18 protein-coding genes are annotated in these 17,497 nt (G+C 43.2%); 4 read left to right on the forward strand and 14 right to left on the reverse strand.

The genetic code is table 11. From position 1 onward, the window contains the following. Window positions 1–242: 242 nt before the first annotated feature. The 3 genes from SVI_RS12005 to SVI_RS12015 all read right to left on the reverse strand — a co-directional run bounded on the left by SVI_RS12005 (window position 243) and on the right by SVI_RS12015 (window position 2,384). Window positions 243–449, reverse strand: coding sequence for a cold-shock protein (locus SVI_RS12005; RefSeq protein WP_005501438.1), 207 nt, complete (start codon window positions 447–449; stop codon window positions 243–245). Between the two features lie 299 nt (window positions 450–748). Further along, window positions 749–1,552: a 23S rRNA (guanine(745)-N(1))-methyltransferase gene (gene rlmA / locus SVI_RS12010; protein WP_041419911.1), complete on the reverse strand. Its 804-nt coding sequence runs from the start codon at window positions 1,550–1,552 to the stop codon at window positions 749–751. A 22-nt stretch (window positions 1,553–1,574) separates the two neighbouring features. Next, window positions 1,575–2,384, reverse strand: coding sequence for a hypothetical protein (locus SVI_RS12015; RefSeq protein ID WP_013051806.1), 810 nt, complete (start codon window positions 2,382–2,384; stop codon window positions 1,575–1,577). Between the two features lie 631 nt (window positions 2,385–3,015). On the opposite strand from SVI_RS12015, the gene SVI_RS12020 reads away from it, so the two are divergent. Then, window positions 3,016–3,777, forward strand: coding sequence for a spermidine synthase (locus tag SVI_RS12020; RefSeq protein ID WP_013051808.1), 762 nt, complete (start codon window positions 3,016–3,018; stop codon window positions 3,775–3,777). Window positions 3,778–4,203: 426 nt separating this feature from the next. On the opposite strand, the gene SVI_RS12025 is transcribed toward SVI_RS12020, so the two are convergent. Next, window positions 4,204–4,422, reverse strand: coding sequence for a hypothetical protein (locus SVI_RS12025; protein ID WP_013051809.1), 219 nt, complete (start codon window positions 4,420–4,422; stop codon window positions 4,204–4,206). A gap of 893 nt (window positions 4,423–5,315) precedes the next feature. Between SVI_RS12025 and sbcB the strand changes: the two genes are divergently transcribed. After that, a complete protein-coding gene (gene sbcB / locus SVI_RS12030) occupies window positions 5,316–6,728 on the forward strand; it encodes an exodeoxyribonuclease I (protein ID WP_013051811.1) in 1,413 nt (470 codons plus the stop codon). A gap of 95 nt (window positions 6,729–6,823) precedes the next feature. Next, window positions 6,824–7,714, forward strand: a complete 891-nt coding sequence (cdd, locus tag SVI_RS12035) for a cytidine deaminase (protein ID WP_013051812.1) — start codon at window positions 6,824–6,826, stop codon at window positions 7,712–7,714. Between the two features lie 76 nt (window positions 7,715–7,790). Here the strand turns inward: cdd and SVI_RS12040 are convergent, their stop codons facing one another. The 10 genes from SVI_RS12040 to yceD form a co-directional block, all read right to left on the reverse strand. After that, a complete protein-coding gene (locus tag SVI_RS12040; protein WP_013051813.1) occupies window positions 7,791–8,666 on the reverse strand; it encodes an NAD(P)-dependent oxidoreductase in 876 nt (291 codons plus the stop codon). A 73-nt stretch (window positions 8,667–8,739) separates the two neighbouring features. Then, window positions 8,740–9,219 carry an acyl-CoA thioesterase gene (locus tag SVI_RS12045; protein ID WP_013051814.1) on the reverse strand — a complete coding sequence of 160 codons (480 nt, stop codon included), beginning with the start codon at window positions 9,217–9,219 and terminating at the stop codon, window positions 8,740–8,742. Between the two features lie 198 nt (window positions 9,220–9,417). Continuing rightward, entirely contained in the window at window positions 9,418–10,656 is a 1,239-nt protein-coding gene (gene fabF / locus SVI_RS12050) for a beta-ketoacyl-ACP synthase II (protein ID WP_013051815.1), read from the reverse strand. Between the two features lie 169 nt (window positions 10,657–10,825). After that, on the reverse strand, window positions 10,826–11,059 hold the full coding sequence (acpP, locus tag SVI_RS12055) for an acyl carrier protein (RefSeq protein ID WP_013051816.1): 234 nt from the start codon (window positions 11,057–11,059) through the stop codon (window positions 10,826–10,828). A gap of 269 nt (window positions 11,060–11,328) precedes the next feature. Beyond that, on the reverse strand, window positions 11,329–12,075 hold the full coding sequence (gene fabG, locus SVI_RS12060) for a 3-oxoacyl-ACP reductase FabG (protein ID WP_013051817.1): 747 nt from the start codon (window positions 12,073–12,075) through the stop codon (window positions 11,329–11,331). A 10-nt stretch (window positions 12,076–12,085) separates the two neighbouring features. Beyond that, on the reverse strand, window positions 12,086–13,012 hold the full coding sequence (fabD, locus tag SVI_RS12065; protein WP_013051818.1) for an ACP S-malonyltransferase: 927 nt from the start codon (window positions 13,010–13,012) through the stop codon (window positions 12,086–12,088). A 73-nt stretch (window positions 13,013–13,085) separates the two neighbouring features. Next, entirely contained in the window at window positions 13,086–14,045 is a 960-nt protein-coding gene (locus SVI_RS12070; RefSeq protein WP_013051819.1) for a beta-ketoacyl-ACP synthase III, read from the reverse strand. Between the two features lie 14 nt (window positions 14,046–14,059). Beyond that, a complete protein-coding gene (gene plsX, locus SVI_RS12075; RefSeq protein WP_013051820.1) occupies window positions 14,060–15,085 on the reverse strand; it encodes a phosphate acyltransferase PlsX in 1,026 nt (341 codons plus the stop codon). A gap of 15 nt (window positions 15,086–15,100) precedes the next feature. Next, a complete protein-coding gene (gene rpmF, locus SVI_RS12080) occupies window positions 15,101–15,271 on the reverse strand; it encodes a 50S ribosomal protein L32 (RefSeq protein ID WP_013051821.1) in 171 nt (56 codons plus the stop codon). Window positions 15,272–15,288: 17 nt separating this feature from the next. Then, window positions 15,289–15,813 carry a 23S rRNA accumulation protein YceD gene (gene yceD, locus SVI_RS12085; protein ID WP_013051822.1) on the reverse strand — a complete coding sequence of 175 codons (525 nt, stop codon included), beginning with the start codon at window positions 15,811–15,813 and terminating at the stop codon, window positions 15,289–15,291. Between the two features lie 932 nt (window positions 15,814–16,745). Between yceD and SVI_RS12090 the strand changes: the two genes are divergently transcribed. Continuing rightward, the gene (locus SVI_RS12090; RefSeq protein WP_013051823.1) at window positions 16,746–17,336 is read left to right on the forward strand and encodes a Maf family protein; all 591 of its coding nucleotides are present in this window, start codon (window positions 16,746–16,748) and stop codon (window positions 17,334–17,336) included. Window positions 17,337–17,497 lie beyond the last annotated feature (161 nt).

The following is a 17,497-nucleotide window of genomic DNA, read 5'->3' on the forward strand; positions in this document are numbered from 1 at the left end:
TGAGATAAAATCATTTGTCGGCATGAATACTTCTACGAATAGAAGACCTGAGATGGTATTGCTCTAATAGCAAGAATGACTGTGACGGAATTATATGGCAAGAGTATTACCGGCTATCTGGAATGGCTAACACTTTGATTTGAATTATTATTTTATAAATTTCAGGCAAAAAAAGAGCCGCGATAAATCGCAGCTCTTACAAATTCTTTTGGATTAGCTAAAAGCTAATCGAAAGTCCAAACCTAAACGATAGTTACGTTTTCAGCTTGTGGACCTTTCTGACCTTGAGTCACAGTGAATTGAACTTTCTGACCTTCGTCAAGAGTTTTGAAACCGTCTGACTGAATCGCACGGAAGTGAACGAAGACGTCTGGACCAGACTCTTGCTCGATAAATCCAAAACCTTTGTCAGAGTTGAACCACTTAACAACGCCAGTAACTTGAGACATGATATAAATCCTGTAACTAAATAAAAATAAAGCCAAAACGGCAGTAAAGCTGGAATATGCCGGTATTACTTATGTTAACAGGACGAACGGATCGCATTGATACATAAAAATAAGCCCAACCTTCAAGCTGCGTTTACTATAAATCATTCTCAGCCTATGTCAACAATCAAAAACAATAAGTCGACCTGATTTCGCTTTATTTTCTGTCATTTGTTCAAATTAACACTAGATATAAGTGCTTTAAGAACACTAAAAACAAGCACTTGGCTGGTTTTCAATCGACTCAAACTGGTTAACAATTAGATAGCTTTAAATACTTCTATTTTAAAATCCAGTTCACAATTGAGACCTTTGCTTATCATGTGGTCTTTCTGCTGCTGAGATAACTTCCAACTATAGGGGGTCATATTAAGAAAATGAGTAATATCCACTTCATCAATCAAGGCGAGTTCGCTCTCTAGGTTTTCTCGGTGAACTAACTCGAACCCTTCTATATAGCTACTCTCACTAATATGGTATTTAGGCGCCTCGTAAATGAGTTCTTTTAAAGCAAAGTGATGATGCTTACCTGCAGATACCGTAATTAAGGTGCCACCGGGTTTGATGACTCGTCTCAGCTCCTCGTCTAATGAGGGAGCGTATATTCGTAACATGAAATCGAACTGTTCATTTTCAAAGGGCATTTCAAAAGCACTGGCCACACAGAAACTCATGTCTTTATATCGCTTAGACGCATATTTTAATGCTGACTTAGAGATATCCAGTCCTTGCAGGTCAAGCTCAGGCAAGCTATCAAACAATCGGTGACTATAATAGCCTTCTCCACAGCCTACATCTAAACCCAGCTTAGCGCTTGGACTATGGAGCTTGGCGAGTGCGTTCACTCTGTCACTGAGCAGTTGGTAATGACCTTTATTAAGAAACTCTCTGCGGGCGAACATCATCTCTTTATTGTCACCAGGATCTTTAGAGTGTTTGTTCTGTACTGGCAACAGATTGACGTAGCCCTCTTTGGCACAATCAAATCTATGATTATTAGAGCAGGACCAGGTCTTCTGTTGAAGCATCAAAGGGGTTTTACAGATGGGGCAAACGTATTTCATTTTTAATCCAATGGTCCTAGGGTTACTCTTCATCCAAAATGAGTTGTTGTATCATTTCATTGACGGCTGGAGTCGAAAGCAGGCGATAATACTCTAATTTACGAGCCTGAACATCATTCGTTAGTTTTTGATTCGCGGCATCTTGCCAATTGGGGCGCTCTACGGATTGATTAAAACTCCGAGATAGCCACTGTTTCTTGCGCGACAGTTGCGCATCTAACTTCAATACTTCCTCACTGACATCTGCATGTCTTAACACCAGTTCGCTACAACCAAATCGAGATAGATCACTTCTGACATTTTCCAATTCGGAAAGTTCGAGTAGAATTTGTTCGGTCGTAGCATCATAAACCACCTCTCTGGACACCAAAGATCTCGCCTGTACTAACTCTCTGGGTCCGTGAAACAGACGTAAGTCTTCTTCGAGCGCGACTAACTGCCACATAGCAGAATCAACAATAGTGAAATTGGCAGTGCCGTTTAAATCCACATTGATAGCTAAACCAGACCTCAGCTGTTGACCACATAAGTTAGGAGAAACCCCTAAGCCTGAAAATAAGCGCCAGCCCTGCCCTGCCCCTCTTGAGAGACTCGTGGTGTGTGGTTTAGTTTTCGTCTGCTCAGATGTGCACTTAAGTGATAAAAATGGATGTAGTCTGAATAATATTGAGAGTGATTCAGGGCCAACTTCGACGAGAATAAACTCACCGATATGACCGCTCATGGCTTGTAGCAAGCCAAAATCACTGACTGCTTCATTAAGATATATATTAAGCGTCGAGCCATTTTTTAACGTAAGGATCTCAGGCTGGGTAAGCAAGGGCTCAAACATAACAATTCCATCTCCGGTTGAGGAGCAATTGTACCTTGCTTCCTTTTACAGAGCCAGTGGAGTAAATGATTAAAAATAAACAGAATAATCTTAATTAAGAGCAGAGCTAAATCTCTGGAGCTAGGTTCTAACTCCACATTTATAAAAAGAAGTAACATACAAAGCGCATAACACAAAAAATACCTCTTCCTTAATAATGCCCAAGTTCAAGAATCATCCCCGTAGCAACTTCTAGCAGGACAATAAGATCCACACAGTAAGACTCTAACCAACAAGTATTAACACCCAACAAACATTTCCATGATGTACATTTGTAATTTCAGCTGTTCCTTTGAAAACTTGATGCCAATGCTAAACCACCTCTCTATCTGGCCAAGCATTAGTTTCATAGACATCGACTTTTGACACAAGATAAGTACTGATATCTATGGCAAATACACTCGAAATTTCGAGTATATTTGAATCAACCCATTCGCGACTGTGATCATAAGGTTTATCTGTATTCCTATCTACTCTCAGTTATCTCGCTAGATTTACCCTAGCGAAGCCTCACTATGATATTCCATTGACCCCATTTCCCGTTATAATGCCAACCAGTTATTTAACGCATTTAAGAGATATTAACAACACCATGGATATCAGAGGAACTTGTATCTCATCAACAGTAGATGAGCACGGCCCAATTTATGTTTACCAAACAAGGACCAGCCGGATTCTCAGCTTTGATGGACAAATCTATCAAAGTTGCATGAAACTAAATGACATTAATGGTTTAAATCTCGGCTACACCCAGGCCATGATGGCGGGTTTGCTTTTTATTCCTATGGTAAAAACAGCCACCATCATGGGGCTGGGCGCAGGCTCAATGGCAAAGAACCTGCTCAGTAGTTTCTCCGAGTTGAACGTACACGCGATTGAATACCGAGAGGCTGTGGCGCAGACCGCAAAAGAACATTTTCACTTACCTGACACTGATCGCCTCTTCATTCATATAGACGATGCGGTGAACTACATTAAACACACAGATATAAAAAGCGATATTATCTTTTCAGATCTATACAACTCGGAAGGTATGGAACCGAAACAAGTACAATTATCTTACTTGCGTGATTGTAAAAATGCACTCAACAAACACGGTGTCCTCGTGCTCAATATCTGGCATACGGCACCTGAATTACAAGAAGAGTTAGATGAATTACTCGCGCTCGAATTTAAAAACCGACTACTCAGTTTCAAAGTAAAAAGTGGCAACAGGATCGTACTCGCATTCAAAAACGACATCCCCACGATAAAAACAGAAGCACTACTGACTAAAGCTAAATTGTTGCAAGAGAAAATGAACATTCCCATGGAATGTTATGCAAACTTACTCTCTGACAGCCTCTCGACCTAAAGCACGGGGATTGCTACTGCTAGCGTTTGATGCCCTAAACTAGGACAAGATTGCCACCCATGTTTATGGGCCGATATTCTAAGCCCCTTGGTCAAAGTAGAAGTGCAGCAGATATTTCAGGCTCTAATATGAAACCAACAAAATTCTGAACATAAGTTCGGTTAAGTGCTTTATCTTAAAGGCTGTAAATACAAGAATTAAGGGTGGCTTTATCCGCTGTATTTTTAGGGATTTGTCAGTCTCTGATACGACTTATTTTATCTTTAGAAGGTTCGGTGTCGAGTTACAATTAAACTGCACGTCATTTATTCCTCAGCTAATATGTTCAATCACCAAATGTTGATTCGACATTAGCAGCTCCCATTATATAAATAGGGGCTGCTAATGTAAGGGATTAATTACAGGTATATGCTAAATATTGAGTGTTTACGTACAATCAACACTACCGCCCTGATCAATCCAACAAAATTCTCCGTCTTCATTAATCCACGTATCCCTAGTAAAAGATGGCTCTGATTTCGTTAAAATATTAATCGAAACTTCATTATTATAAGAACCTGATGTATGAATTTCAGTAACAGGTGTAGCAGCTAAAACTGACGTACTAATTACAGCTAGAATGACCAGTGACATTTTTATTAACATACTATTCTTCCTTTTATATTATATTAATTACCCAGCAGACTGCTGACTTGCCAGCTCTTTTTATTTAAATTTTATACCTAGAGTAGATTATCCATAACACTAACTTCCTTTAACCAGAGAAAATTACTAACTATTCTTCCAGCATCTAAATTTAACTAAACTAGAGACATACCAATAAAATATATGAATTTTTGATAGTTAAACAATAATAAGCTTGAATGCCATACTCACCTTTGCAAGGTAACGCCATCACAATAATTTGTCTACAACTAGAGAGTCTAATATTCAATCTACGGATAAATCATAGCCAACCATTAATAATCCGAAGTATCCAGCTGCCTTTGTTTGTTAAGCAAACAACATCCCCCAGATATTTCAGACTCAAAGATAACTAGCTCAAGATGTTTTCTACAAAATAGGCTTAAATGAGAACTAAGTGACTTTAACATCTACAAAATCGACTTGGCTCTAATATGAAACCAACAAAAATGCCGAACATAAGTTCGGTTAAGTGTTTAACCTTAGAGGCTGTATTCTATCAAGGGGAAATGGTTCTCGCCCAGGCTGTATCTCGCCATCTTTGGCACTGAACATCTGTTCTTTAGGCATCACTTTTCGTTCAATGCCAACAAAAAACAAGAGTTCTTGTAGTTGTTTACCATTGATTGCAGTTTTGATTCCTTGCTGAATATTGGTGAACTCTGAGATGAGGTAGAACAGCCATCTTGGCTCGAATGGACATATCTATTGATGAAGAGTGGTCCACATATCCCATGCAGGTTAAAACAACCGCTTAATACCACTAACAGCCTAGTGTTCTCAATCAGGCTAACGACAAGGGATATAATAGAATGCTATGATTATTGGTAACTATTTCCTAAAAATAATCACCTATGGCTCACAGTTCAAACCACACCATCTTCTGGCACGATTACGAGACCTTCGGCGCTAATCCATCAAAAGACAGACCATCACAGTTTGCCGGGATCAGAACAGATATGGATCTCAATATAGTCTCTGAACCTGTGACCTTTTATTGCAAGGTGGCAAACGATTACCTGCCTTCCCCTGAAGCTATATTGATAACGGGCATCACGCCGCAGCTTGCCAATCTCAAAGGTATGCCTGAGACGGAGTTTATGGCTAAGGTCAATGAGCAGTTCAGTCAGCCCAATACCTGTGTGGCAGGATATAACTCGATACGCTTCGATGATGAAGTCACCCGCTTTGGTTTTTATCGCAACTTCATCGATCCCTATGCCCGTGAGTGGCAGAAAGGCAATTCTCGCTGGGATATTATCGATCTGGTTAGAGCCTGCTACGCTTTCAGGCCTGAGGGCATTGAATGGCCACTAAAAGAAGACGGTACGCCTAGTTTTAAGTTGGAGCATCTCACCAAAGCCAATGGCCTGAGCCATGAAAAAGCCCACGATGCTATGTCAGATGTGTATGCCACCATAGATATGGCTAAACTCATTAAGCAGAAGCAACCTAAACTGTTTGATTATTATTTTCAGCTGAGACGTAAGCAGGAGGTGAGCAAACAGCTTGATGTCCTTAATATGCAGCCCTTGGTCCATGTAAGCTCAAAAATCAGTGCCGAGCATGGTTGTACCACGCTTATTGCGCCTGTGGCCCATCACTCCACCAATAAGAATGCCATTATCTGTGTCAATCTCGCCATGGACATATCGCCTCTTATTGAGTTAGATGCTGAGCAGATAAGGGATCGCATGTATACCCGCAGGGACGATCTCGCCGCCGATGAGCTGCCAATCAGCGTGAAACAGATACATATCAATAAATGCCCCTTCGTGACATCGCCCAAGATACTCACAGATGAGCTTGCTCAGCGACTCAATATTGATAAAGCCTTCGCCAGAGAGCAATACAAGTTATTGAAACAGCATCCAGAGCTTAGGGAGAAGTTGGTCGCCGTCTTCGACGTTGAGCATGACAATGCAAGCCAAGATCCCGATTTCCAACTCTACAGTGGCGGCTTCTTCAGCTCTGCTGATAAAGAGAAAATGGAGATTATCCGTCATACCTTGCCACAAAATCTGGCGGCCCTTGAATTCAATTTCGATGATCAGCGACTCAAGGAAATGTTGTTCAGATATAGGGCTAGAAACTACCCGGCAACCTTAGATGAATCTGAGTCGATGAAGTGGAGAGACTTCTGTCAAACTAGACTTGACGATCCTGAATATATGATACGTTTAGAAAATCTGGTCAATGACACCACTGACAATGAAGACAAACAGAAGTTACTAACGGCTTTATGTCATTATCTTAGAGATTTGTAGGCTTGAGTCGAGTAAGTGCGACTCAGATCTCATTAACTTTGAAACGTGCTTACTAATATGATCTTCATTATTTTAACAAAAGTAGGACATGGCAGATGCAAGATAGATTCATAAACTGTATATCTCAGTTATCAAAACCGCTCTCAGATGCACTCATTCCTTTATTACATGCAGATTTTGCTGGTCATATCGATGCCCAGCAATTGGCGGCTTTAGTCAAAGCCAGCGGCTTAACCGAAGAAAAGCTACTACTTGCGCTATTACCCGTAGCGGCAGCACTTGCTAGACCCCCTATCAGTGATTTCCATGTCGGCGCAATTGCTAAAGCTAAGAGTGGCGATATCTATATGGGCGGCAATCTGGAGTTACCCGGTGAAGCCCTGTTTCACTCGGTCCATGCTGAGCAAAGTGCGATAAGTCATGCTTGGCTCAGCGGAGAGACTCAAATAGTCGATATCGTGGTAAATTTCTCTCCCTGCGGCCATTGCCGTCAATTTATGAATGAATTAGTCGAAGGCGCTAAGGTTAAGATCCACCTGCCAGAGCAAAAAGCACAACCACTATCACACTACTTGCCCTATGCTTTCGGCCCATCGGATCTCAATGTCACTAGCCCTCTGCTTTCTAAACAAACCCATGTATTAAGTTTAGACAGTTCAGATCCCATGATCATCGAAGCCTTAGATCATGCAAGCCTGAGTTATGCTCCCTATACCAGTAGTTTTGCCGCTGTGGTGTTAGAAACTGACGACGGGGCCACCTTTTGTGGACGTTATGCCGAGAATGCGGCATTTAATCCCTCAATGTTACCCATGCAAATGGCACTATCGACCATGACACGTCATAACAGGCTCTTTAGCGAGATAACCCGGGCTGTGTTAATCGAGTCTGCTCAAGGCAAGATATCCCTTGTAGGTGCAACTATGGATGCCTTGCATGCCGTCGCTGGGGTAGAACTCGAACATATCGTATTAGATCCTGAGTGAGCAGATACTAGCGATAGGCTAAACACAAAAAAGGACTGAAATTTCAGTCCTTTTTATTATCTTAAATACAGCGTCTTTATTTGCGATTTCTTTCCAGCTTAGCCAACAGGCTCGAGGTATCCCATCGATTGCCACCGATTGCCTGAACTTCTGAGTAGAACTGATCCACCAGAGCAGTCAAGGGTAGATGAGAGCCATTTTTTCTCGCTTCATTCAAGGCAATATTGAGATCTTTTCTCATCCAGTCCACGGCGAAACCCAGGTTATACTCGCCTTGCCACATAGTTTGATAACGGTTTTCCATCTGCCAAGATTGAGCGGCACCCTTGCTGATCACCTCAATGACTTTTTCACCATCGAGTCCGGCGCTGCGGGCAAAGTGCAAGCCCTCGGCTAGACCTTGTACGACACCAGCGATACATATTTGGTTAACCATTTTAGTCAACTGACCGGCACCGACTTCACCTAGACGCTCTACACAACGAGAATATGCATTAATCACTGACTCAGCCTTGGCAAAATCAGTTTCATTGCCCCCAGCCATCACAGTCAAGACGCCATTTTCTGCCCCTGCCTGTCCGCCTGATACTGGAGCATCGAGGAAACCTATACCAGCTTTGGCTGCTATGGCGCCAATCTCTCTGGCAATATCGGCAGATGCGGTCGTATGGTCGACTAAAATTGTGCCTGAGCTCATACCTTGTAGAACACCTGTTTCACCTAAGGTGACTTGTCTTAGGTCATCATCATTGCCGACACAGATAAACACCATATCTTGTCCCTGGGCAGCGAGCTTAGGCGTCTCTTGATACTTGCCACCGTATTCAGCAACCCAATCACGGGCTTTTTGTGCCGTGCGGTTGTAGACGGTAACCTCATGACCCGACTTGACCAAGTGACCGGCCATGGGATAACCCATCACGCCTAATCCGATAAATGCTAGCTTCGCCATTTCAGTTCCTAATTTTTATTTAAAATACAGTAATAAAAAAGGCACCCCAAGGTGCCTGTTTCAATCGAATATTCTATATTGCTACATGCGCTTCCATCTCAGCGCCAATTTTCTTGCGCATCTCCATCAAACGAATGGCAGAGTCACGTAGTTTAATATCATACTCGGTCTCTGGCACCCATTCCGGGACTTCTGTTGGATTGCCTGAATCATCCACTGCCACCATGATCACGATACAATGTGTGGTTAAGTGCCGCTCTGGATTCTTAGGGTCTCCCGCTCTTACGTCTATGCCTAAATGCATGGATGAGCGGCCCGTGTAGATCACTTTAGCGCTGGTTTCTACAATATTGCCAACCTGAATAGGTTTAACGAAACGAATACCACCGGCATAAGCCGTGATGCAATATTTACCACTCCAACCTGCAGCACACGCGTAAGCTGCCAGATCGATCCATTTCATTACGGCCCCACCATGGACTTTACCACCAAAGTTTACATCTGCAGGCTCTGCAAGAAACCTTAAGGTTATCTCTCTCTCTTTACCAGCCATAGCTTTCTCGAATCAATTTCATTTACATCAAGTGTACGTCAAAATGTCAGGTTAGAGTACAAGTAAAGTAAATGCTTTATGGTTAAAATAAACAAAATAAAGCATTTAGTCGAATTAACTAAGCATTAGAAAACAAGATAAAAAAAAGCGCCATAAGGCGCTTTAAAAAAATGATTAACATTAAGTCATAGAAGAGAATCAGCTTTTCTTAAATAACAGAGAACCGTTAGTTCCGCCGAAGCCAAAAGAATTACATAATGCATACTCAAACTTCTGATCCCGCGCTGTGTGTGGCACGAAGTCTAGATCGCAACCTTCATCTGGATTATCTAAGTTTAATGTTGGTGGTACGACTTGGTCTCGCAACGCCAACAGTGTGATGATGGCTTCAACTGAACCGGCGGCGCCAAGCAGGTGCCCTGTCATCGATTTGGTCGAGCTGACAGTAAGATCGTAAGCATGAGCACCAAATGCAGCCTTAACTGCTGCGGCTTCAGCTTTATCCCCAGCAGGTGTCGACGTGCCGTGAGCATTGATATAACCAACAAGCTCTTTTGCTATCTTGGCATCGTTCATGGCATTCACCATGGCTGCAGCCGCGCCAGAGCCATCAGCCGGAGGGGATGTCATATGGAAGGCATCACCACTCATACCAAAGCCGACCAGCTCACCATAAATGGTGGCTCCGCGAGCTTTAGCGTGTTCATACTCTTCCATAACCATAATACCGGCTCCGTCACCTATGACGAAACCATCTCTGTCTTTATCCCAAGGACGGCTCGCCGCCTGAGGATCATCGTTACGTGTCGACAGGGCTTTGGCTGAAGCAAAGCCACCAACCCCTAATGGACAGGTAACGTCTTCGGCGCCGCCAGCAACCATGATATCGGCATCACCATAGGCGATAGTACGAGCCGCGAAACCTATGTTATGCACACCGGTAGTACAGGCTGTTGTCACCGCAAAGTTTGGTCCTTTCAAACCATACTTAATTGACAGGTGACCCGCTACCATGTTGATGATGGTGCTGGGAACAAAAAAAGGTGAGATCTTACGCGGTCCGCCTTTCGTCAAGGCAGCATGGCCCTGCTCGATAAGTCTCAGTCCACCCATGCCGGCGCCAATGGCGGTGCCAACACGAGCAGGATCTATCTTATCCATATCGAAGCCTGCGTCTTCAACGGCTTGAATACCCGCGGCCATACCGTACTGGATAAATAGATCCATTTTACGGGCATCTTTCTTCGACAAATAGGACTCGACATCAAAGTCTTTGACCGAGCCACTGAAACGAGTAGTGAATTCACTCGCATCAAATTTAGTTATTGGGGCTATTCCGCTTTGACCTGAAACTAAAGCTTTCCAGGATGAATCTACGGTATTGCCTACAGGACAGACTAAACCAAGACCAGTTACGACTACACGACGTTTAGACACCTTGTCACCTTTTTACTGAGTTAAATATGAGAGAAGCATAGCTAGATGTTTTTTATTTTAGTTCTGAACTGTTAAAAATTAAAAGCTGGAGTGATGGGAACACGCAATTTCCAATAGCCAGAAACAAAAACAGGCAGCATAAATGCTGCCTGTTTTCTAGAATTCAGGATTACTGATTCTTTGAAACGTAATCAATCGCTGCTTGAACAGTAGTGATTTTTTCAGCTTCTTCATCAGGGATCTCGGTGTCAAACTCTTCTTCTAGAGCCATAACCAACTCAACCGTGTCCAGAGAATCGGCACCCAAGTCGTCTACGAAAGATGCAGCAAACTTAACGTCCTCTTCTTTAACACCTAGTTGCTCAATAATGATTTTCTTTACACGTTCTTCGATGTTGCTCATTAGTTTTCTTTCCTATTCAAATTACGCACTTGCGCAAGATTGCGAGTAGTTTATTCAATTCGGCTAACAATGCAAGCTTAACTTTTGTGGTCTAACCACGAAATTATGCATATCTTGAAGCCGATCATCAATAGTTGGTTTAAAAAAATACCAACACTCAAATATTTAACATGATTACACAGTAGCGGTTAATACTTGAAACTGTGTGATCTTATATAGGTCTTGTCTAAATGCGCCAAATACTGCACATTTGAATATGCACAACAGCCTTAGGCCATGTACATACCACCATTCACATGAAGCGTTTCACCTGTGATATAAGCAGCTGAGTCAGATGCTAAGAAAAGCACGGCATTCGCTATCTCTTGTGCTTGGCCTAGACGCGCCATCGGCACCTGGGACATGATACCTTGTTGCTGCTCTTCAGTCAGCTCATCAGTCATATCTGTTTGGATAAAACCAGGAGAAACAGCATTCACTGTTATTTGACGAGATGCAACCTCCTTTGCAAGAGATTTTGTAAATCCAAGTAAACCGGCTTTCGCAGCGCAATAGTTTGTCTGACCAGGATTACCCGAAGAGCCGACGACTGAACCTATGTTGATAATACGACCATGACGATTTTTCATCATAGAGCGCATAACCGCTTTCGACGTTCTGAATATTGAAGTCAGGTTGGTATCTATGATATCTCCCCACTCATCTTCTTTCATTCGCATCAGCAAGTTGTCACGAGTGATGCCTGCATTATTAACAAGTATGTTCACATCACCAACTTTCTCTTTGATAGTTGAGAATAATTCAGCAACTGAATCTTTGTCAGTAACATTGAGCACGAAACCAAAACCCTTGTCACCCAGATACTCTTGAATAGCAGCAGCACCTCGCTCACTGGTCGCGGTACCAATAACGATTGCGCCGGCAGAGACTAAAGTTTCAGCAACTGCACGTCCAATACCACGACTCGCACCGGTTACCAGTGCTACTTTTCCAGATAAATCTATTGTTACGCTCATTTATAATCTCCTATTGGGTCAATGCAGCAACGGATGCCACATCATTGACCACTTTCGCGGTTAGTGAACGATCGATACGCTTCGCTAAACCGGTTAATACTTTGCCAGGTCCCATTTCAAACAAATGTGTAACCCCTTGCTCCGAGATGGTTTTCACTGTCTTGGACCAGAGTACGGGACAATAAAGTTGACGGACCAAGGCATCCTTGATCTCTGCAGCAGACTCAGGGCTTGCTACATCAACATTATTAATGACAGTAATTCGTGGTGTTTTAAACACTATGTTCTCAAGCGCGACGGCCAACTTTTCAGCCGCTGGTCGCATCAATTCACAATGTGATGGCACGCTGACAGGAAGTGCAACGGCCATCTTAGCCCCCGCTTCCTTACATAAGGCTGCAGCACGTTCAACGGCGGCCTTGCTGCCGGCGATAACTACTTGGCCTGGGCTGTTATAATTTACCGGACTGACGACTCCGCCTTCACCAGCATCTTCACAAGCTTTAGCAATAGCATCATTATCCAGGCCAATAATGGCAAACATGGCACCGGTACCGGCTGGCACAGCTTGTTGCATCAGTTGTCCACGAAGCTCCACTAATTTAACTGCATCGGTAAAATCCATCACACCGGCGCACACTAAGGCAGAATATTCACCTAAGCTGTGACCCGCCATGATCTTAGGCAGAGTCTTACCACTGGCTTCAAATATTCGCCAAATAGCGACACTTGCGGTTAACAATGCAGGCTGGGTCTTATCCGTTTCATTTAGAGTTTCAACTGGACCTTGCTGCACAAGTTCCCACAAATCATAGCCAAGAGCATCACTTGCCTGAGAAAAGGTTTGCGCGACGATATCGTGCTCGGCGGCGAGTTCGGCCAACATACCAATGGCCTGAGAGCCTTGACCTGGAAAAACGAAAGCAGAGTTTTCCATAAAATTTACCTATGACAATTCAAAAAATATTATTGATGTTTAAAACAGCATTTTTATGTCTGTTCTAACCCAATTAAAAGCGGATCAGTGCACTGCCCCACGCAAAACCAGCGCCAAACGCCTCCAGTAGAATCAGCTGGCCGCGCTGAATTCGGCCATCTCGGACGGCTTCATCTAGCGCGATAGGAACAGAGCCTGCTGACGTATTACCGTGCTTTGCTAAGGTTAATACCACTTTATCCAAGCTCATATTGAGCTTCTTCGCCGTTGCCTTGATGATCCTAAAGTTGGCTTGATGGGGAACCAACCAGTCAATTTCAGACTTATCAATCTGATTAATCCTTAAGGTTTCTGTCACCACATGAGCAAGCTGGGTCACTGCGACCTTGAACACATCATTGCCTTTCATGGTCATATAACCAACGGCTTCAGAAGATTCACCCGGACGAGGCGGGAAAGAGCATTTAAGTAGATCGCCTTGACGGCCATCTGCATATATATGAGTCGAAATAATACCCGGCTCGTTTGAAGCTCCGATCACGGCAGCGCCTGCGCCATCACCAAATAAGATAATAGTACTTCGGTCATCGGGTTCACACAGGCGTGATAATACGTCCGCGCCTATGACTAAGACCTTCTTAGCTGCACCAGATTTAACGTATTGGTCGGCAATAGAAAGCGCATAAACGAAGCCAGAGCAGGCGGCAGCTATATCGAATGCGGGAATAGTATGTACACCCAGCATGGCCTGAATTTCACATGCTGCAGCAGGAAAAGCGTTACTGGCACTCGTAGTGCCACACACTATCATATCGAGTTCAGATGCTTCTAACCCTGCCATCTCGAGTGCTTTAAGCGCTGCTTGATAGCCCATGGTCGATACGCTCTCATTTGAGGCGGCGATTCTGCGCTCTGAAATACCTGTACGTTCAATAATCCACTGATCTGTGGTTTCAACCATTTTTTCCAGATCGGAATTACTACGTACCTGTTCTGGTAGATAACTACCAGTGCCAAGAATTTTTGTATGCATAAAGGAGATATCAGCTATTCAATGTCTAAAAGAATCGACTCGAGACGTTCTTCAATCATCTGAGGCAGTCGACGTTGTGCCTCTGTCACTGCTAGATTAATCGCTTGTAAATAAGCTGATTCATCAGCACTTCCATGACTTTTTACCACTATTCCGCGCAATCCTATCAAACTTGCGCCATTGTAGTGGTCGGGGTTCATCTGATTTAGTACAGAATTAATACGAGGAGCGATGAATTTTGACATTAATCGAACAAAGAAACCTTGTTTCAGGCCTTTCTCTAATTGATGTACCAGTAATTTGGCAATACCTTCCGAAGTCTTAAGGGTGATATTTCCCACGAAACCATCACAAACTATGACATCGACGTTGCCCGAAAAAAGTTCATTACCTTCGATGAAGCCGACATAATTGAGCTGAGGGCTCTGTTGCAAAAGTTGGCCAGCCTGCTGAACCTGATCATTACCTTTGATCTCTTCAATACCGACATTGAGTAAAGACACCTTAGGTGAAGGGTTATTATCTACCGCTTCGCATAAGACTGAACCCATCACTGCAAATTGAAATAAGGTTTCCGAGCAGCATGAGACATTGGCACCGAGATCGAGGAGATAAACTGGGGTATTGTTTACAGTAGGAAGACAACTCACAAGCGCTGGTCTGTCGATCCCGGGTAACGTCTTGAGTAAAACCTTAGACATTGCCATCAGGGCGCCAGTATTTCCCGCACTCAAACACGCTTCTGCCTTGCCATCACGAACCAGCTCTATGGCTAATCTCATCGAACTTTGTTTACGATTTCTCAGTGCATGAACAGGTCTGTCAGACATGCTAACGACTTGGGTTGTGTGCAAGATTTCTATTCGTGAACGAACACAATCTTCAGCTTGAGAAAGATAAGGCGTGATTTCAGCTTCATTACCCACGAGGATAATATGAAGAAAGGAAGATAAGCGAAGCGCCTGCAGGGCTGCAGGCACTGTGATGTGGGGGCCATAATCGCCCCCCATCGCATCTAACGCGAGCGTCAGATTAGTCATTTAGTTAGCAACAAATTACTTGTTGATTACCTTCTGACCACGGTAAAAACCATCAGCTGTCATGTTATGACGTAGATGTAATTCACCACTCGTTGCGTCTATTGATAATTGAGGAGTGCTCAATGAATCATGTGAACGGCGCATTCCGCGCTTTGAACGAGATTTCTTATTCTTTTGTACAGCCATTGGACCTGTCTCCTAGGTTACTTGCTCTTCAGTTTTTCTAACACTGCAAACGGATTTGGACGCTCCTCTTGAGAAGGTTCAATCTCGCCTACTACTATATCTTGATCTCCGTGCCCACAGCTATCGCTGAAATGCATAGGGATTAAAGGCATAGCGACTATCAATTCATCTTCAATTAATTGATGCAGACGAACCTCACCTATTTCATTACACTCAATAGGATCATACGCATCCGGGAGCTCATCGATTTCAGTTTCATTCCCGCAGGGACTAAAACTGAAGTCGACCGTAACCTCTGTGGTAAATAGCGTCATGCAGCGTTGACATATCAGAGTGAGCTCCGTCACAGCCTTCCCGTTGAGGTAGACTATCCCCTGTAAATCTTCACCACACTGTAACGACACTGTCACATCGGAACAGTCGCCGGCACTTAACTCATTCAACCGTTTTAATTGCTTACCCGGGATCAAACCTTCAAAAGAAAGCTGACTCGAGGCCGCACGTATTGGATCGATTGAAACCGGTATCTTTACTGTTTGCATAAGGCGCGCATACTATAGTTTGAAATCCTCAGAGTCAAAGGAAATTTCCCATCTTAGTAAAGAAGAAGAAATAATTGACTCACATTAACTCTGAAAACAAAAATTGATGGATTAGAAATTCTACCCAAGCAGCCGAGTTTACTCAAGTGTTTCATGCTTAAAATTGAAGCGTTCACACACATTTTAGTGAAGAAACTACTAAAGTGCGTGTTACCTAGGCAATAACAAGGCGAAACTCCGGGTCATAACGACTGAAACTGACATGTATAGCGTGCATTTAACCTAGAAAAATTGTTTCTGTGACGACATCTTCTGTCCTTGAGTACATTCATTTCATGTCGACCCATCATCTTAACGTCAAATTCTCAGTTCCCTCATAATATAAAATGAGGGTAAACAAACAAACCGCCCTCTTATATAGTTTGAAATCCTACCGATGAAACACTCGAGCCTTGATAGTTGATGGTTGAAATTACAGCGCTCACACAGATTTTAATTAAAAACCATTAAAGGGCGTGTTACCTAGGCAATAACAAGGCATAACCACTGACACTGACTTATCTAACTTACATTTAACTTAGAAAGTTGGTGTCAGTGACATCATCTTCTGTCCTTGAGTACATGCATATCATGTCGACCCATCATCTTAACGTCATAATCTCAGCTCCCTCATAATATAAAATGAGGTAAACAACCGCCCTCTTATATAGTTTGAAATCCTACCGATGAAACACTCGAGCCTTGATGGTTGATGGTTGAAATTACAGCGCTTACACAGATTTTAATGAAAAACCATTAAAGTGCGTGTTACCTAGGCAATAACAAGGCTAAACTCCAAGGCATAACCACTGACACGGACTTATCTAATTTACATATAACTTAGAAAAATGGTTTCAGTGACATCATCTTCTAGCCTCGAGGACATTCGTATCATGTCGACCCCCATCATCTTAGCGTCAACGTCTCAATACAGAAAACAGATCTTAGCCAAGCTCGACTTTCCTTTCTCTAGCTGTGATCCACGAGTCGATGAGGCTCACTTAGTCCATGAGTCGCCTACTGAGCTCGTCTTGAGGCTTGCGGAAGCTAAGGCTAAGGCTGGTGCCCTCCTATATCCTGAAGGCTTAGTCATTGGCTCAGATCAAGTCGCGGTGATCGATGGTAAAATAATAGGTAAGCCTTTAAACCACGATACTGCAGTGAAACAGCTAACGGCTTCCTCGGGGAAAGTCATCACTTTTTACACTGGAATTTCACTGCATAATATCGTCTCTGGTCATAACGAAAGCCATTGTGAAACCTTTAAGGTGCATTTCAAGCATTTATCTCAGCAACAGATCGAACATTACCTATTACGAGAGCAGCCATATTATTGTGCCGGCAGTTTCATGTGTGAAGGCCTAGGCATCGCCCTATTTGAACGCTTAGAGGGAAAAGATCCCAACACCTTAATCGGACTCCCCTTGATCACGCTCACCGAGATGCTTGCGAGTCAGGGCTACGATGTTTTAGCCCAGAGATAGCCTAGAGATAGCCCAGAGATAGCCTAGAAAGATAATACCAATGCACGAGTTTATAGGCCAACAACTAGTTACTTTGCATTGGTTATCTTCTCTATCGTTACAAAAGCATGGCGATTAGGTAGAAACAGATAGTAAAGTCGTAAACACTCGGCTTAATCTTG

Source organism: Shewanella violacea DSS12, assembly GCF_000091325.1.
GTDB classification, from domain to species: Bacteria; Pseudomonadota; Gammaproteobacteria; order Enterobacterales; family Shewanellaceae; genus Shewanella; species Shewanella violacea.

What these genes read in the sequence shown, in the direction of transcription:
- plsX (WP_013051820.1), bottom strand. Translation starts at nt 15,085, where the DNA reads ATGACTAATCTGACGCTCGCGTTAGATGCGATGGGGGGCGATTATGGC.
- SVI_RS12005 (WP_005501438.1), bottom strand. Translation starts at nt 449, where the DNA reads ATGTCTCAAGTTACTGGCGTTGTTAAGTGGTTCAACTCTGACAAAGGT.
- SVI_RS12020 (WP_013051808.1), top strand. Translation starts at nt 3,016, where the DNA reads ATGGATATCAGAGGAACTTGTATCTCATCAACAGTAGATGAGCACGGC.
- SVI_RS12040 (WP_013051813.1), bottom strand. Translation starts at nt 8,666, where the DNA reads ATGGCGAAGCTAGCATTTATCGGATTAGGCGTGATGGGTTATCCCATG.
- SVI_RS12025 (WP_013051809.1), bottom strand. Translation starts at nt 4,422, where the DNA reads ATGTTAATAAAAATGTCACTGGTCATTCTAGCTGTAATTAGTACGTCA.
- cdd (WP_013051812.1), top strand. Translation starts at nt 6,824, where the DNA reads ATGCAAGATAGATTCATAAACTGTATATCTCAGTTATCAAAACCGCTC.
- fabD (WP_013051818.1), bottom strand. Translation starts at nt 13,012, where the DNA reads ATGGAAAACTCTGCTTTCGTTTTTCCAGGTCAAGGCTCTCAGGCCATT.
- fabG (WP_013051817.1), bottom strand. Translation starts at nt 12,075, where the DNA reads ATGAGCGTAACAATAGATTTATCTGGAAAAGTAGCACTGGTAACCGGT.
- rpmF (WP_013051821.1), bottom strand. Translation starts at nt 15,271, where the DNA reads ATGGCTGTACAAAAGAATAAGAAATCTCGTTCAAAGCGCGGAATGCGC.
- SVI_RS12070 (WP_013051819.1), bottom strand. Translation starts at nt 14,045, where the DNA reads ATGCATACAAAAATTCTTGGCACTGGTAGTTATCTACCAGAACAGGTA.
- acpP (WP_013051816.1), bottom strand. Translation starts at nt 11,059, where the DNA reads ATGAGCAACATCGAAGAACGTGTAAAGAAAATCATTATTGAGCAACTA.
- rlmA (WP_041419911.1), bottom strand. Translation starts at nt 1,552, where the DNA reads ATGAAATACGTTTGCCCCATCTGTAAAACCCCTTTGATGCTTCAACAG.
- sbcB (WP_013051811.1), top strand. Translation starts at nt 5,316, where the DNA reads ATGGCTCACAGTTCAAACCACACCATCTTCTGGCACGATTACGAGACC.
- SVI_RS12015 (WP_013051806.1), bottom strand. Translation starts at nt 2,384, where the DNA reads ATGTTTGAGCCCTTGCTTACCCAGCCTGAGATCCTTACGTTAAAAAAT.
- yceD (WP_013051822.1), bottom strand. Translation starts at nt 15,813, where the DNA reads ATGCAAACAGTAAAGATACCGGTTTCAATCGATCCAATACGTGCGGCC.
- SVI_RS12045 (WP_013051814.1), bottom strand. Translation starts at nt 9,219, where the DNA reads ATGGCTGGTAAAGAGAGAGAGATAACCTTAAGGTTTCTTGCAGAGCCT.
- SVI_RS12090 (WP_013051823.1), top strand. Translation starts at nt 16,746, where the DNA reads ATGTCGACCCCCATCATCTTAGCGTCAACGTCTCAATACAGAAAACAG.